This window comes from Bacteroides sp. 4_1_36 (assembly GCF_003466325.1).
GTDB lineage: Bacteria > Bacteroidota > Bacteroidia > Bacteroidales > Bacteroidaceae > Bacteroides > Bacteroides uniformis.
The window spans coordinates 1-15,853 of record NZ_QSOX01000008.1; the positions used below are offsets into that span (position 1 = coordinate 1).

At 45.2% G+C, this 15,853-nt stretch carries 8 protein-coding genes and 1 pseudogene; all 9 read left to right on the forward strand.

Annotated features, from left to right (window positions below):
* The coding region (locus tag DXD65_RS09435; RefSeq protein WP_199670732.1) for a glycoside hydrolase family 97 C-terminal domain-containing protein at positions 1 to 289 on the forward strand (289 nt) is incomplete at its 5' end.
* Positions 290 to 390: 101 nt separating this feature from the next.
* Complete coding sequence (locus tag DXD65_RS09440) at positions 391 to 1,839, forward strand: glycoside hydrolase family 125 protein (RefSeq protein WP_057258992.1); 1,449 nt, start codon at positions 391 to 393, stop codon at positions 1,837 to 1,839.
* A gap of 31 nt (positions 1,840 to 1,870) precedes the next feature.
* Positions 1,871 to 3,064 carry a glycoside hydrolase family 172 protein gene (locus DXD65_RS09445; RefSeq protein ID WP_057258994.1) on the forward strand — a complete coding sequence of 398 codons (1,194 nt, stop codon included), beginning with the start codon at positions 1,871 to 1,873 and terminating at the stop codon, positions 3,062 to 3,064.
* 369 nt (positions 3,065 to 3,433) lie between these two features.
* Positions 3,434 to 5,377 carry a glycoside hydrolase family 172 protein gene (locus DXD65_RS09450; RefSeq protein WP_117887606.1) on the forward strand — a complete coding sequence of 648 codons (1,944 nt, stop codon included), beginning with the start codon at positions 3,434 to 3,436 and terminating at the stop codon, positions 5,375 to 5,377.
* Between the two features lie 22 nt (positions 5,378 to 5,399).
* The gene (locus DXD65_RS09455) at positions 5,400 to 6,545 is read left to right on the forward strand and encodes a DUF4185 domain-containing protein (RefSeq protein ID WP_022400933.1); all 1,146 of its coding nucleotides are present in this window, start codon (positions 5,400 to 5,402) and stop codon (positions 6,543 to 6,545) included.
* A 23-nt stretch (positions 6,546 to 6,568) separates the two neighbouring features.
* Complete coding sequence (locus DXD65_RS09460) at positions 6,569 to 7,741, forward strand: glycoside hydrolase family 76 protein (RefSeq protein ID WP_117887579.1); 1,173 nt, start codon at positions 6,569 to 6,571, stop codon at positions 7,739 to 7,741.
* Between the two features lie 40 nt (positions 7,742 to 7,781).
* Positions 7,782 to 11,393: pseudogene (locus DXD65_RS09465) on the forward strand (glycoside hydrolase family 38 C-terminal domain-containing protein).
* Positions 11,394 to 11,404: 11 nt separating this feature from the next.
* Positions 11,405 to 13,489: a DUF2961 domain-containing protein gene (locus DXD65_RS09470; RefSeq protein WP_117887580.1), complete on the forward strand. Its 2,085-nt coding sequence runs from the start codon at positions 11,405 to 11,407 to the stop codon at positions 13,487 to 13,489.
* A 136-nt stretch (positions 13,490 to 13,625) separates the two neighbouring features.
* The gene (locus DXD65_RS09475) at positions 13,626 to 15,851 is read left to right on the forward strand and encodes a sensor histidine kinase (protein ID WP_117887581.1); all 2,226 of its coding nucleotides are present in this window, start codon (positions 13,626 to 13,628) and stop codon (positions 15,849 to 15,851) included.
* The last annotated feature ends 2 nt before the right edge of the window (positions 15,852 to 15,853 follow it).

Sequence of the window (15,853 nt, forward strand, 5' to 3'; positions counted from 1 at the left end):
GATAAGAGTTCCGCTGGCAAGGATGAATGAGCATGTCACGGTGGCCCGCAGGAGCGGTTTGGACTGGTGGGTAGGCTCGCTAAACAACGGTGCGGAAAGGAATCTGAAATTGAAATTGGACTTCCTTAGTGAGGGAGATTACCAGGCAACGATCTATACCGATGCGGAGGATGTGGAGCGGAATCCAAACAATCTGGACAGACTGGTGCGGAAAGTTACAAGGAAGGATATCATTGAACTGAATCTGGCAAAGGATGGAGGAGCGCTATTACATATCAGAAGGTTATAAGGGTGATGTTTATCAGTTGAAATTGTATTTCAATCAGTTGTTAGTTTGTTAGGATAAGAAGATTGTTCCAGGATAATATTTTTAATCAATGGATTTATAACATGAATAGAAGAAATTTTATAAAGAGAGTGGGCCTTTTGGGGGCAGGATATGCGCTGAATAAAAACTTGATGCTTGCGAATTCAGGCGTAGCTTCGACAGCTACCTCTTTTTCGTCGTTTCCAACAGTAAGGAAGCCTATATCGGAAAGGAACTTCAAAAGTCCTGCCATTGAAAAGGCCATTGCTACTTTTAAACAGAAGGTCAAGAATGAAGAACTGGGCTGGCTGTTTGGGAATTGTTTTCCGAATACGTTGGACACAACCGTTTTTTATTCAGAAAAGGATGGCCGACCGGATACATATGTGATTACCGGTGATATTGATGCCATGTGGTTAAGGGATAGTTCTGCCCAAGTATATCCGTATTTGGATTTCATGTCTGAAGATAAGAACCTGCAAAGACTGATAATTGGCGTTATCAATAAGCAGACCTCCTTTATATTGAAGGATCCGTATGCCAATGCCTTTTATGATGATGATACGAAGTATACAAGATGGAACAGCGATCATACGGAGATGAAACCGGGTATTCATGAGCGTAAATACGAGTTGGATTCGCTTTGCTATCCCATTCGCCTGGCATATGGATACTGGAAAAAGACAAATGATGCTTCTCCTTTCGATGCGCAATGGAAGAAGGCGATAGAAACCATTTTAAGGGTCTGCAAGGAACAGCAGAGAAAAGATGGTAACGGGCCTTATAGCTTTCGCAGAACTTCGGAATGGGCTATAGATGCTGTTCCTATGGGTGGAGTGGGCTATAAAGTAAATCCGGTCGGATTGATTTGTTCTACTTTCAGGCCTAGTGATGATGCTACCATCTTTCCTTTTCTTGTCCCGTCCAATTTCTTTGCGGTGGCCAGTTTGAGGCAGGCTTCCGAAATGGTTCAAAAGATAACCAAAGACAATGTACTGGCTGATGAACTATTGGCGTTGAGTAAAGAAGTTTATAATGCTTTGCAGACTTATGCCGTGGTGAATCATCCGAAGTTCGGTAAAATCTATGCTTTTGAAATAGATGGCTTTGGATCTGCTTATCTTAGTGATGATGCCAACGTCCCTAATCTGCTGGCGTTACCCTATCTGGGTGGTGTTGATAGTGATGATGCAATTTATGCCAATACCAGAAGATTTGTATGGTCGGAATACAATCCTTACTTCTTTAAAGGTTCTTATTTTGAAGGGATAGGAGGACATCATATTGGTACGGACATGATATGGCCGATGAGCCTGATAATGAAAGCCCTGACTGCTCAAGACGATGAAGAGTTACAGCAATGTATCCAGATGCTCCAGAAAACGCATGCCGGTACCGGGTTCATGCACGAGTCGTTCCACAAGGATGATCCCAAGAAATTCACAAGGAGCTGGTTTGCATGGGCCAATACATTGTTTGGAGAATTGCTGTGGAAAACATTCAATGAGAAACCTTATTTATTGGAATATTAATCATCTAATTAATCAATGTAAACAAAAATTTATGAAAAGAATTACAAAATTCAGTTTGTTACTCTCCCTTGTTCTGGGATTGTACTTTCCTACTGTTTTTGCACAGTCGAACATGACGAACGAAATGTTTGACTTGGCAAAGTTGAAGTCGGGTGTAAAAAACAAAAGAATCTCCAGTACAGATCCTACCGGAGGTAACAGAGATCACTTGGAGCCCTTCAAACCAGGTGAGAAACGCATCATTGCAGACATCAAGGGAACGGGAGTCATCAACCACATTTGGGTGACGATTGCGCCTCCACCTCCCACTTTGAGCAGAAACGACATTATCATTCGCATGTATTGGGATGGAAACGACTATCCCTCGGTAGAGTCTCCTATCGGACCTTTCTTTGGGCAGGGATGGGACGAAAGATATAATTATGCATCATTGCCTCTTTCATCAGGTCCTGAAAACGGTACCGGCATGTCATGCTATTTCACTATGCCTTTTGAGAAAGGCGCACGTATTGAAATCGAGAATCAAAGTGACAGGAACATTGATGCCTTCTATTTCTACGTAGATTATCTGGAAATGGACAAGCTTCCCAAAGATATGGGCAGATTCCATGCGTGGTACAACCATAACCTCACGGAGGCCCTTCCCGAAGGTGAAACGGAATGGGGGCTTACCGGAGAGCAGAAACCGAATACTACTGGTAAGGACAATTACGTGTTTGTAGAGACACAAGGAAAAGGTCATTTCGTTGGTATTAACTACTATGTACACTGTCCTACTACTATGTGGTATGGTGAAGGAGATGATATGTGGTTTATTGACGGAGAAAAAACACCTTCATTGATAGGAACGGGTACGGAAGATTTCTTCAATACTTCCTGGTGCCCTAAAGAGGCATTCTCGCATCCTTATTTCGGGTATCCTCGTGTGAATAATGATATCGGCTGGTTGGGACGTACCCATGTTTACCGCTTCTTCATAGCTGATCCCATCTTCTTTGAGAAGAGTGTTAAAGGAACGATAGAGCATGGTTCTAATAATAATTTGACGTTGGATTTGGCAACCGTTGCCTATTGGTATCAAGATTCAGCTGTTGCTCTTCCTGAAGCTCCTACGAAAGCACAAAGAGCACCGAAGCCTTTCATCAATCACATGGACATACATCGTTGGCGTGACGCTTGGCGTAAAGCTAAGGGTAATAAAGCAACTCTTTGGGGAAATGAATAAATAGTTCTCCTCTTTTTCGTATAGGTCCATATCTCTAAGTATTACTCTTTTTTAAGTCTTGCCACTTTGTTGGCAAGACTTTGCCATCGTGTTGGCACAATGTTGCCAATATGTTGGCAAAATATTGCCATTGAACAGGCTGAAGACGGAATTGTCAGTATTGAATTGTAACCAGGTCCTGACAACACCCAATGGGCTAAATTCTTTGGTACGAACGTTATGGTGGTAATGCCGGAGGGGAATTGATTGACGTTTTATGGATAGTATAAGCTTTTATTATTAAAGGGAAAACGGCAAGAAGGGATGCTGGAGAGCAACATAATCCCTTCCTGCCTTTTCTCTATCAATGGATTCATAAATTTAAATGTAATGAATATCAACAAAAAAAGTTTCTTGATTTTCTTGTTCGCTTTTCTGCTGGCAGGGATGTATGTTACAGCTCAAAACCCGTACAGATGGACAGATGAGTTGGAATTGTTGAAAAGAGTGGATAAACTGCCCGAGTATCGTACCGGTTCTTATGTGGAGCAGTTTTCGAGTTATGACAGAACATGGGGTAACGACGATGGTTTTGCCGGAACTTATTCTTTCCTCCGAAAGGAAGGGGATAAACTGGTGATTGCAGAAATGGAGGGCCCTGGAGTAATTAATCGTATTTGGACGCCTACACCGACAGATAATATGCTCTATTTTTACTTTGACGGAGAAAAGGAACCTGGTTTGAAAATAAAGTTCTCGGATTTGTTTTCCGGTAAGGTTTATCCGTTTACAAAGCCCGTTTGTGGCAATGAAATCGGTGGTTTTTATTGTTATCTGCCCATTACGTATAAAAAGTCCTGTAAAATTGTTTTCGATGGACCTAAATTGGAATTCATTCAGATACAATACCGTAACCTGCCGGGAAAGAAGGTGGAAACCTATACCGGTGAATTCTCACAGCAGGATAAGGATTTGTTGGCTGAGGTGAATAGAATATGGGCTGACTTGTCTCCTGCTGTAACGAATTATACCTTTGGAAAATCAGCTGGTGTACAGACGGAAGAAAAGGTATTTACACTGAGTCCGGGAGAAGAAGTTTCTTTCTTTGAGATGGCAGAACCGGGACGTATTGTAGGTATGTCGATTGATGGCGGAACATCTTTTGAAGGTTTATACAAAGATGTGATTCTTTCAGCTAAATGGGATAATGAGAAGGTGGAGGCTATTTATGCCCCCGTTGCTGATTTTTTTGGATATGCCTATGGAAAAGGAGCAATGCGGAGTATCTTAATGGGTAAGCAAGGTACTTCCAACTACTGCTATCTGCCAATGCCTTTTGACAAGTCAGCTTCTATGAAGATGATTTATAAAAAGAGAGAAGGTATTCAGCAATCTCCTATTTCTGTAAACGTTAAAGTGTACTATAACAGTAATAAGCGTAATGTGAAGGAAGAGGGTAAGTTCTATTCTGTATGGCGTAGAGAGAAAACTCCTCTCGGCATTTTCCATAAGTTTGCTGCACAAAAAGGAAAAGGACATTATGTAGGAACCATCCATCAGGCACAAGGCCTGCGTCCGGGAATGACCTTGTTCTTCGAAGGGGATGACAGTACTTACGTAGATAATAAAATGCGTCTGCACGGCACTGGCTCCGAAGACTATTACAACGGTGGCTGGTATGCTTTATTGGATCGTTGGGACAGAGGAAACAGCCTCCCCCTCCATGGTTGCCTGGATTATTCGCTTCCGATGGCCAGAACCGGTGGATACCGTTTCTTCTTGGCCGACAAAATGTCCTATGAGAAGGAAATCTATCATGGAATGGAACATGGTGAAGTAAAAAATAATTTTCCGGTAGATTATACATCTGTTGGATTCTTCTATGCAGCCCAGCCATTGCAAGGCAGAGAAGAGCCTACTGCTGAATTACGCACTGTATATCAGCCGACAGAACATATCTATTTCCCTCAACTGATGCAGCTGAGTCTTGGTGGAGGTGTCCAGGTAACAAATGAGCGTGGAATCCGTATGACCACCCAGCATGGAGGAGTAGTGCGCATCATGCTGAACGATGTGCCCGAAGGAAAATATAAAGTGCTGATAAACTATTTTGAGAAACCGAATGGTGCCGACTTCCAGGTTTGGCAACGCCAGAAGCAACTGTCCGGATGGATCTCTACTAAGAAGGACAAAGAAGTGTCTAAAGACAGAGTACATGTAGGAGACATCAATTTGACGGAACAAACCAATTCAGTCACTTTCCATGTGAGAAATAATAACGGTGGGGACCAGTTTGAACTGGGACTGATTATCCTGGAAAGAATAAAGGAATAGATGTGGGAATGTGTACTTGTATATGGAATTGATAAGAATGAGAACTAAACAAATTTTACTGTTCGGGCTTGTTACCTGTAGTTTGACGGGCAATATGGCTTGTAAGGATGCTGATAGTGAAAAAACGCTGTGTATTGATAATGTACGTATGATATCCCGTGTCACGGGTGATCCTTTGCCGGGAGATACATTGCTGAATCCCAATAATACCGGACCTGACTTTGATGTATATGGAACGGATTTGGGGTTAATGTGGCATATGGATGGAAACCGTGTGGGCATGTTTTTCGGAGATACCAGTGGAGAAGGTTTTGTCGTGAATAAAAATGGTGGCAATGGTTCCAACTGGCGTTCCAACGTACTGGCTTTTTCATCGGATACAGAGCTTACAGACGGTCTTAAAATAGATTCAATGCTGCTTGATGCCGATGGTAAGGCGCTTGAGGTATGTGCGGGCGGTAAGACGAATCCGGAGGTATACCAGACTTCCATCCCTACGAGTGCTATTCGGGCCGGTAAAACGGATTGTGTCCATATTATGAACATCTATGATTGGGGAGCGCCTCATGGACGCTGGCTTACCAATTTTTCTTCTGTCTATACTTCCAATGATGACGGTCGGACATGGGAGCGGCGTGAAGAGGTGACTTTTTCTCCCGACAGTCATTTTTCGCAAGTGGCTTATGCCAAATGTGACGGATGGATTTATATGCTCGGCACACAGGCCGGACGTGGTGATGCTGCGTATCTGGCGCGTTTCCTTGAGAAAGATCTTCTGGATATGAAGGCCTATGAATACTGGAACGGTGAAAGTAAAGAGTGGATACGTGGAAATGAGGCTGCCGCTACTCCGGTATTGAGAGGTCCCGTAGGAGAAGCGTCGCTGATATGGCACAAGAAGTTTGAGCGTTGGATTCTGACTTATAATTATGATCCGAATCATGACGAGACTCCTTTGACCAAAAGGCATGCCATTCTTTATTGTACATCGAAGGATCTCGTCCAGTGGAGCGAGCCGAAAGTATTGGCGGAAGCGGACAGATATCCAGCTTTGTATTGCGCTTACATACATCCGTTGAAAGACAATGATGACCAGCTTTGGTTCATCATGTCCATGTGGGGGCCATACAATGCTTTCCTGATGTGTGCCGATATGAAGCTGGAATAATAATCACTTGACTTGAATTGGATATGAAGCTTAGGAATTTATTTTTATTAATAGCTCTCTCGTTACCGGTTTGCTTGTCTGCACAGACAAGCAAACAAATCTATCTGCAACGAGCCGATTTTTTGCTTCAGCAGATACTTACTCTCTATAAAGTGGAGAAGTATGGCCTGCTGACGGAAACTTATCCAAGAAACCCGGAGCAGAGAATTACATATACGGCCAATACCGGCGCTGTTGTTAACCAGCAGGAGGTCTCTTTCTTGTGGCCTTATTCAGCCTTGGTATCCGGTTGTGTTTCTTTGTATAAGGTTTCCGGGCAAAAGAAGTACAGAAAACTGATGGACCGGCAGATAAAGCCGGGACTGGACCTTTATTGGGACTCTACCCGGATTCCCCATTGTTACCAGTCGTATCCGGCTTTTGCAGGTCATAATGATCGTTATTACGATGACAATGACTGGGTGGCCATTGATTTCTGTGATTACTATGAACGGACTGGTGACAAGGAGTATCTGGAAAAAGCCATCCAGCTGCATGACTATATTTATTCCGGATGGTCCGAAGAGTTGGGGGGAGGAATCTATTGGTGCGAACAGAAGAAAGAATCAAAAAACACTTGTTCGAATGCTCCGGCTACTGTTCTTTGTATGAAGCTGTTTAAGTTGACTAAGGATGCAAAATACCTTGAGCAAGCTAAGAAGACCTATCAATGGACCCGTGACAATCTTTGTGACCCTTCTGACTTTGTATATTGGGACAACAAGAATTTGCAGGGAAAAGTGGATCCGGCCAAATATACTTATAACAGCGGGCAGATGATTCAGGCCGGTGTACTTCTCTATCAGGTAACTGGAGAGAAGCATTACTTGAAGGAAGCGCAGCAGACAGCCGAGGGTGCCTGCCGTTTCTTTCTGAAGGTACAGCCTATCGCAACAGGAGAGATGAAATTCTTCCCGGGAACTCCTTGGTTTAATGTAATCTTGTTCAGAGGTTTGAAGGCGCTATATCTGGTGGATAGGAATGAGGCGTACATAAAGACCATGATTGAGAATGCGGATTATGCCTGGAACTATACGCGTGATGAGAATGGCTTGTTTAGTAATGATTGGTCGGGAAACAGAAAAGAGCAGTTCAAGAGTCTACTGGAGAATGCCTGTATGATTGAGCTTTTCGCCGAGATCAGCGAATTGCAATGAATAAAACCTTTAAACACAATAAACAATAAATAAACAGAAAATGAAAAGACAGATTGCAGTATTGGTATCCGCCTTGCTAATGGGTGGCGGTACCTATGCTCAGAATGGTGCTCAGGCGTAAAGACCGAAAGCCTACATGGTGTCTGATGCACATTTGGACACACAGTGGAACTGGGATATCCAGACCACAATAAAGGATTATGTATGGAACACGATCAGTCAGAATTTGTTTCTGCTGAAGCAGTATCCGGAATACATCTTTAATTTTGAAGGTGCGGTCAAGTATGCCTGGATGAAGGAATATTATCCGGCGCAATACGAAGAGATGAAGAAATTCATAGAGAGCGGTCGTTGGCATATCAGTGGAGCCAGCTGGGATGCCACTGATACGCTGGTTCCTTCCATAGAGTCTGCGATTCGTAACATCATGCTCGGCTAGGATTATTACCGGAAGGAATTCGGTGTGGAGAGCACGGACATTTTCTTACCGGACTGTTTCGGTTTTGGCTGGACACTTCCTGCCATTGCGTCCCATTGCGGACTGATCGGCTTCTCCTCCCAGAAGTTGCAGTGGCGCAACAAACCGTTCTACGGTAACGACAAATATCCTTTCACTGTCGGCTTATGGCAAGGTATAGACGGCTCTACCATCATGATGACCCATGGATATGATTATAACCAACGTTTTGAGGACGGGGACCTGTCGGAAAACAAGGACTTGTTGGAATTGACCGGCCACTCTCCGCTTCACATGGTCTACCGCTATTACGGTACGGGAGACATAGGCGGTTCACCTACATTGGAGTCTGTACGTGCCGTAGAGAAAGGCTTGCAAGGCAATGGTCCGTTGCAGATTGTCAGTGCCACGAGTGACCGGATATATAAAGACTTCCAGCCTTACGCAAGCCATCCGGAACTGCCCAAGTTCAACGGTGAACTGTTGATGGATGTTCACGGTACCGGATGTTATACTTCCCAGGCTGCCATGAAGCTGTACAACCGTCAGAATGAGCTTTTGGGGGATGCAGCGGAACGCTCTTCCGTTGTAGCCGAATGGCTGAACCAGGCTTCCTATCCCGGAGCTGCATTGACTGAGAACTGGCAGCGTTTCATTTTCCATCAGTTCCATGATGACCTTACGGGAACAAGTATACCGCGGGCTTATGAATTCTCATGGAATGACGAGTTGATTTCCCTCAAGCAGTTCTCCGGTATTCTTACTTCCTCCATTGACGCTGTGGCAAGAAAGATGGATACCAGGGTGAAAGGGATACCGGTGGTGCTTTACAATGCGCTTGGATTCCAGGTTTCCGATGTGGCAGAGGTAGAACTTGCCTTGCCAAAGAAACCGAAAGGGATTACCGTATATGATATGAATGGCCGGAAAGTGGCCGCCCAATTGCTGTCCTATGCTGACGGTAAAGCCAGACTCTTGATAGAGGCTATTGTGCCCGCTACCGGTTATGCGGTATATGATGTCCGTACTTCTGGTCCGTCGGCTGACACCCGGGTATCTGTGGATTCCAATGCATTGGAGAATTCCATTTATAAGATAACGCTGGATACAAAGGGTGATATCGTTTCGTTGTTTGACAAGAAGAACGGCAAGGAGCTGGTGAAACCCGGTAAATCCATTCGTCTGGCACTCTTCACGCAGAACAAGTCCTACATGTGGCCTGCTTGGGAGATCTTGAAGGAGACTATAGACCGGGAACCGGTTTCCATCACAGAGGATGTGAAGATGACACTGGTGGAGGATGGTGAGCTGCGCAAGTCACTCTGCATCGAGAAACGTTATGGAGAGTCACTCTTCAAGCAGTACATCCGTTTGTATGAGGGTAGCCGTGCCGACCGCATAGACTTTTACAATGAGGTGGACTGGCAGTTGTCCAATGCTTTGTTGAAGGCCGAATTTCCTTTGAACATGGCAAATACGGAAGCCACCTACGATTTGGGACTTGGAAGTGTGAGGCGGGGCAACAATACGGAGACTGCCTACGAAGTCTATGCACAGTATTGGGCCGATTTGACTGACCGTAGTGGAAACTATGGCGTGTCTGTCTTGAATGACAGCAAATACGGCTGGGACAAGCCGGACGACAACACCCTCCGCCTGACCCTGCTGCATACCCCCGAAACAGACAAGGATTATGCTTACCAGAACCGCCAGGACTTCGGGCATCATTGCTTTACATACAGTCTGGTGGGTCATGCCGGCGGACTTGACAAGGCTGTCACCATAGAGAAGGCGGAGATATTGAACCAGAAGCTGAAAGCTTTCCGTACCGATAAACATAGGGGTACATTGGGTAAGGAGTTCTCTTTCGTCTCTTCCAATAACCGTAATGTCATTATCAAGGCATTGAAGAAAGCCGAGAACTCGGATGAGTATGTAGTGCGTGTCTATGAGATAGGCAGTGAGAAGGTGCAGGATGCGGTACTTTCTTTTGCAGGCGAAATTGCCAGTGCCTACGAAGCGGATGGCACTGAAAAGAGTATCGGTTCGGCCGAATTCAGTGGAAACGGGCTGTCTGTAAGTATAAAGCCTTATTCTATAAAGACATTCAAGGTACGTTTGAAGTCATCGGGCGAGGACGCTTATCAATTGCAATATGCCTCTTTACCGTTGTCCTATAACTGTAAATGTTCCTCATTCAACGAGTTCCGCGGTGAAGCTGATTTTGAGTCGGGTTATTCGTTTGCGGCAGAACTGTTGCCCGAATCCCTGACTGTAAACGGGATTCCTTTCCAGCTCGGCGAGAAAGATGCCGCCAACGGAATGACGTGCAATGGTGATACTATTGTTCTACCGGAAGGTAAAAAGTATAATAAACTGTATTTTCTGGCTGCCGCTACGGACGGGGACTATGCCGCCACTTTCCGGTGCGGAGGGAACAAGAGTGAGGTCATTGTACCTTCCTATACCGGATTTGTCGGACAGTGGGGACATTCGGGACATACCAAAGGTTATCTGAAGGATGCCGAAGTGGCTTATGTGGGAACTCACCGCCACTCTCCTACAGCCGATGAGGCCTATGAGTTTACCTATATGTTCAAGTTCGGTGTTGATATTCCGGCAGGTGCTGCCAGCCTTATACTTCCGAAGAATGAAAAGGTTGTTCTTTTTGCTGCCACATTGGTGGAGGAAACTCTGAAACCCGTTCAGGTTGCCACTAGCTTGTTCCATACAGCCATCCGTGACAATGAGATGGAGTTGAACAGTGTGGAGGTGGAAAAAGAAAATCTGTTGAAGGACGCGAAGATTATCGCCTATTCCGGCTATTTTAATGATAATGAGAAGCCCGAACGCATCGTTGACGGGGATGTCGATACCAAATGGTGTGAAGTGGGAAGTGCGTTGAACTATGTGGATTTTGATTTGGGTGAGGCGAAAACTGTGAGCGGTTGGAAACTGGTGAATGCAGGCCGTGAGGACAAAGGGTACATTACTTCCGCTTGCTTCCTGCAAGGCAGAAACAGCCAGACTGAAGAATGGAAGACACTTGACAATATAGATGGAAACCGGCAGAATGTCGTATCACGTATGATTGACACTCCGGCGCAGGTACGCTATGTACGCTTGATGATAACCCGTCCTATGCAGCATGCAGGAGGAAAGGTGTTACGCATCAATGAGATGGAGATTTACTAAAATAATCGGTTATGATGAAAAAACTAGTTTTTGTAATTCAGTTGATATTTCTCTATAGCGGTTTGGCTATGGCCGACCCGGTTATCTCTCTTAAGACATTGTTGCATGAGATGACAGACCGTTCCGTGCTGGCGCGTTGGCCCGAAAATGCCTATACGTGTAAGCAGTTCAGCAGCTACGACCGTAGTTCGCATAACATGACGGATAAGCGTGCCTGGTTTGGTAATTTCGACCAAGGACAGTTTATCTGCCAGGAAGAGAACGGAGGGAGGACGGAATATGTGATGATGGATGCCGAAGGCCCCGGTGCCATAGTTCGTTTCTGGATGACTTTCTCCGGCATAAATCGGGGACAGGGGACTCTGCGTATCTACATAGACAATGAGGAAAAACCGGTAATTGAAGGCAATGTACGTGATATATTGAGCGGACAAGTCCTTTGTGGAGAACCTCTTTCAACTTCAGTACCCGATGAGGCTCCGATGGAAGAAAGAGGGCATAATTTATATTTGCCAATACCTTATGCCAAGCGGTGCAAGGTGACTATCGAATCGCCGGACTTGAAGATTACTCCGGAGGGGAAAATTGAGAGTAAGACCATTGTATACTATGCTATCAATTACCGCACTTATACTTCTCCGGTCAAGGTGATTTCTTTCTCGGCCAAAGAGTTGAAGAAGAATGCCCGGCTGATAGCTGCTGTCAATAAGAAGCTGTCGGAAGGAACACCTGGTATTGATACTCCGCTTGCGGGAAGAGAAAGTACGCTCAATCTGGCGGCTTCTCTGGCTCCGGGTGAAAGCCGTAGTTTTACGATTGACGGCTCTCGTGCCATTCGTCGTCTTTCGATGCGGATTGATGCCGATGACCGTCGCCAAGCACTTCGCTCTACGGTCTTGTCCATTGCCTTTGATGGGGAACTAACTGTCTGGGCTCCGGTCGGTGAGTTTTTTGGGGTAGGCTATTATCCCGTTGCAACTGGTACGTGGTATACGCGGGCCGTGCAGGATGATGTGATGAGTGCATGGTGGGTGATGCCTTTTGAGCGGAACTGTACGATTACCTTGACCAATTATGGGGAACAGCCGGTGGAGATATCCAAGGCTGCTGCAGTTAGTGGAAAGTGGCAGTGGGATGAGCGCTCCATGCACTTTGGTACCACATGGCAGCAGTTTACGCATATCCATGCCCGGGGCGATGAGTTTGCCCAGGACCTTACGTTTGCCGATCTTAAAGGTAGGGGCGTGTATGTGGGAGATGCGGTTACTGTCTATAACCCCAACTTGGGTTGGTGGGGAGAAGGAGATGAAAAGGTGTATGTGGACGGTGAAACCTTTCCGTCACACTTTGGAACGGGTACAGAAGATTATTATGGCTATGCCTGGGGGCGCTATGAACCGTGGATAAACCATCCTTTTGTTGCCCAACCCATAGGAGATGGTTGTTATGCTCACATAGGTTTGGCGCAGAATACCCGTGTTCGTAGTTTGGATGCGATTCCGTTTACCCGGAGCCTGCGCTTTGACATGGAGTTATTCGATTGGTCGAATATACACCTTAATTATGCTCCGATAACCTTCTGGTATATGCTTCCCGGAGGCGAAATACAGCCGAAACCCTTTGTGAGCGATGTACGCGAACGGGTTGCCAACCAACCGTCAGATATTTTCGGTTCAGGGATGAGTCTGGTTGTGGAGGGCGAAGTCATGCAGCCTCGTCCGGGGCATATGGGTTCCGTTGAATTGCAGACCAACTTCCACCCCTTGTGGAGTGAGGGTATGCAGCTCTACTGGAAAGAGTTTAAACTGGGAGATAAGCTGTCATTAGTTTTTGACAGTGAAGTGGAAGGAATTTATTATGCGAAAATACAGTTCACTGTGGCGCCTGATTATGGTACATTTGCCCTTCGTGTAAATGATAAGGTGATTACTCCGGAAGTCAGTCTGACCAATGGAGAAGTGTCTCTGCTTTTGGTGAATCTTGGGCGGGTCAATTTGAAAAAAGGAAAGAATGAGTTGCAGATTGAGTCGATTGCACTGGCTCCGGGACATGATACCGGTTTCTTTGGGATTGATAAGTTGACTCTTCGCAAATAATTCTGTAGACGTCTCTATCGCAGGGATTGTACTTGTATGGATAGCTTTGGATAAATAAAAGTCCAAGGCTATCTTTTTTGTATCAGTTCTTTTTCTATGATAAAATGCTATCTTTGTCCTCAAAATAATAGGTAAGATGAAACTTCGTTCACTCTATATCCTTTCTATTGTAGGGCTGCTACTGGTAATTGTGGTGCAGATTGGTGGTATGATGTATGCTTACGACAATACCAAGAAAGAGGCGGAACGCGCACTGAACGAATGTTTCCGTCTGGCTTTTATCGAAACGGTGGACAACGAGATTAATAATTTACCGTTTCCTGACATGACTATCCCTTTTTACTCGTATCTATCCAAAGACAGTATCAGGTCTTTCGAAGATGAGATGTTTTTAAACTATCAGCAGGCAGCTTCCTTTCTCGAAGATGTATATCATGTCGCCATTCCATTAGATGTGATGGCGAGGTTGGTAGAGAAGAAACTGAAATGGAAAAATATAGACCGGACTGTAAATATCCGTCCTGCGACGGACAGAAGCAAGCGTTCGGTATATGTACGGTTCAAGTCTGTTCTTTCGGAAAAAGCCTGGTTGAATGAGAAGAAAGGAGAGGCCATTGAAGCTGTCATGTTTTCTCCTTTTATACCGCTTGTCAAGGATATAGTCTTTTTGTTCCTTCCTACGCTTCTCTTGGTTGTTTTTCTGGTGTACAGTTGGGCCATGCAAATGGATTCCATACTTAAACAAGGTAATGATATTGAGAAGCAGCGGTCTGCTTTTTATGTGCTGGCAGAGAAGATGAGGTTGCCGATAGGTGAGGTACGTAGTCAGATATCGGAGAGCCGGTGGGCAGATATAGAAGCCTCGGGGCAACATTTGCTGGACATGACAGAACATACGCTTACGGGAGCTAAGCAAAGCGAACGGCAGCGGCAGGTGCGCAAGCAATATTCTTTTAAAATCTTTTCGATTGTCGGGTTGATTGCCGGCTGTCTGCTGATGGTAGTCTGGTTTGTCTATCTGTACCGTGCTTCTTTCAAAGAAACTGCCTATCAGGTAAATGATTGTTTTGAAGCGGCTTTTTATGACGAGGTCTTGAAACGCCGCCTTTCTTTGCTCTACGAACAGACTGATAGGGATGGAAAGGATGAATGGGAAGAGAGTGTTGAATCGCCTTTTGCAAAGGAGCAAAGGGAATTTCTGGAGAAAGAGCAGTCGAAGTATAAGGTGAACCGCTTTGGAGTGGTACATATGTACAATCCGGTCGATTTGAATTATCGACTACGCTCTGCTTTGATTATGCAGCGCAGCATCAATGAAAGCGGAATGGAACTTCCTCTCTCCGTGCAGTACCTCGATTCTGCTTTTGCTTCCAGGTTGGAAGCCTTGGGAATGACCTATAAGAGTGGTATCCGCCAGTACTACGCTCCCTCCGATAGTACAGTGGTGGAAGCAGGATATGCCTCGGCAAAATATCAGGATATTTCTTCCCGGTTTATACCGTTGAAGGAGGACAGCATCCTTTGTATACAAGGTGTGGTGAAGAATCCGTATCGCTACGTCATAAGTTCCGTATGGTATCTGTTTCTGCCTCTTTGGGTGATGTTTTTGGTGGTGTTGGACTGTATTCTCGGCCAGGTGAAAGTTTTGCGTACACAGCGGCATTTGGAGCAATTCCAGAAGGATTTTACTTATGCTATGATACACGACATGAAGTCTCCTCTGAGTTCCATCCTGATGGGAGCTCATATTCTGAATAGCGGCAAATTGTCCGGTAAGCCTGGAAAAGAAGAGAAATACCGGCAGGCGATGATGGAAGAGTGTGAGCATCTGCTTACCCTTTCCAATCGTGTACTGGTACTTACCAAGCTGGATGAGGGACATTTGGAACTCCATCAGGAAGAGGTGCCTTTGCGGCCTTTACTTGATGATATAATTGCCAAAATTTCTCTGAAAACCAGCAAAAGGGTAGAATTTACGACCGTTTATCATCGTTGTGAAATGGTGTATGCCGATGCCTTCTGTTTGCGTGAAGTGTTGGGCAATCTGCTGGACAATGCCATTAAATATTCCCATGAAGAGGTAAAGATAGATATTATTTGCGAATTGGAGAAAGGCTTCTGCAAGATAAAGGTGTGTGACAACGGATTGGGTATTCCCTTAAAAGACCAGTCTCTTATCTTCAACCGTTTTGAACGTTCTGCAGCAGTCGGGCGAAGTGGAAGGGGCGGTGCTGCAGGTTTTGGTCTGGGCCTGAATTATGTACAGCAGGTGATGCTGGCACATGGCGGCAGGGTAGAAGTGGAAAGTGAAGAGGGGTGCTTCAGTGAATTTACACTCTACTTTCCTATTGAGACTGTATAAAT